The following is a 1,507-nucleotide window of genomic DNA, read 5'->3' on the forward strand; positions in this document are numbered from 1 at the left end:
CATCGCGTCCTCGACGATGCGCGGCCTTTGCCCCGCGGCGAAGCGCACGCCTAGTGTTATGAGGTGCGACTCGTCGGGGCGGCTCAAGCTGGTCAGGCTTTGCTTTGCCAGCATGCTGTTCGGCAGCACGACGATGTTGTTTAATCCGGTCAGCAGGTTGGTCGAGCGCCAATTGGTTTCCATGACGCGGCCCGCAGTGCCGTCACTCAACTGGACCCAGTCGCCGATCGCATAGGCCTTGCCGAGTGTCAGCGCGATGCCGGAAAAGACATCGCCTAGCGTATTCTGCAATGCGAGGCCGAGGATCAAGGCGACGACGCCCGAGGTCGTAACCAGGGTGGCGATCGGCAGGCCGAAGACGAACCCCAGGACCGACAGCGCCACACCGAGATAGATGCCGGCGACGGCCATATCCAGGATCAGGTGCGCTTCCTGCGGCTTCCGATTAAGCCTGACGTAGATGTGGATGAAGCCGATGATCGTCCAGGCGAGATGGGTCCACCAGAGAATTCTGGCGGACTTGGAAAGCACCGCTGCCAGCCCCTCCGCATAGACGTCATCGGCTTGGTGCGGAGCGATACCGCCCGTATAGAGCACGATGCTCATGCCGATGAAGAACAGGATCTGGACGATCAGGCGACCCGTCGGACGTTCGCAGCCCTGAACGTGCCACACGACGATTCCGGCGGTTCCGAGGATGTTGATCAGCACCAAAGGCAGGAAGTGGTCTTCGCCGGGCATGGAAAGAAGTTCCGTTGGCGGTAGGTCATGCTGAGGGATGATGCGCCGGATGGCTGTCCGGCGTCGCAATCTACTTCTTGAGCGGGAAGGTCAGTTCCTGCTGGGCGGTATCGACGACGAACACGGCAAGCCGTTTTGCCGGGTGGGTCTTGCTCGCGTTTGCGCTGACACCGTGACGGTCGCCTGGGTATTCCGAGAAGCTCTCGCTGGCCTTTTAGACCGTGACGGGGCCATCATTGACCTGGCTGCGGATCGCCCCTTCGAGCACGGTTGCATAGATGAAAGCGGAAGCCGGGTGTGTGTGACCATCCGAGAATCCGCCCGGAGCGTATTCAACGAGAACGCCCCTCATGCTCTTGCCTGGTACGTTAGGCAGCTCGTGGTCGTAGACCAACGTAACCTTGGCACCTTCGCCACCTCCGGGCGTGTCATGTGCGAATGCCGAAATCGACAGAAGAGATGTCAGCGCAAAGAGGCACGCCAATGACTTGATCATGTCTATCGTCCTTTCACGATAAAGGTGGATGAGCCGCTTCGAAATCGGCTCATCCACGCGCCATTATTTCGGGGGAGCTGTCGCGAACCAGCGATCGAAGTCGATCCGGCCGATGCGGGGATTGTTGTCGGAGACGAGCGAGCCAGCCTCCAGCTTGGTCCCGAAATACCGAGCATCCGGATCGGCGACGACGGTGCGGGTATCTCCGATCGCCTTGAGGTAGCGGGCGACGAAATCGCAAAGGCGCGCGCGTTCCGGGCCCGAGATTTC

At 60.5% G+C, this 1,507-nt stretch carries 1 protein-coding gene and 2 pseudogenes; all 3 read right to left on the reverse strand.

Going from position 1 to position 1,507, the window contains the following annotated elements:
• A partial coding sequence (locus tag AC1DVA_RS28255; protein ID WP_476808111.1) for a mechanosensitive ion channel family protein occupies positions 1 to 741 on the reverse strand: 741 nt, incomplete at its 3' end.
• Between the two features lie 70 nt (positions 742 to 811).
• Positions 812 to 1,237 (reverse strand): annotated as a pseudogene (locus AC1DVA_RS28260) (cupin domain-containing protein).
• 63 nt (positions 1,238 to 1,300) lie between these two features.
• Positions 1,301 to 1,507, reverse strand: a pseudogene (locus tag AC1DVA_RS28265) (NmrA family transcriptional regulator); the annotation flags it as partial.

The sequence above is a fragment of the Allobosea sp. P4_C6 genome (genome assembly GCF_056402015.1).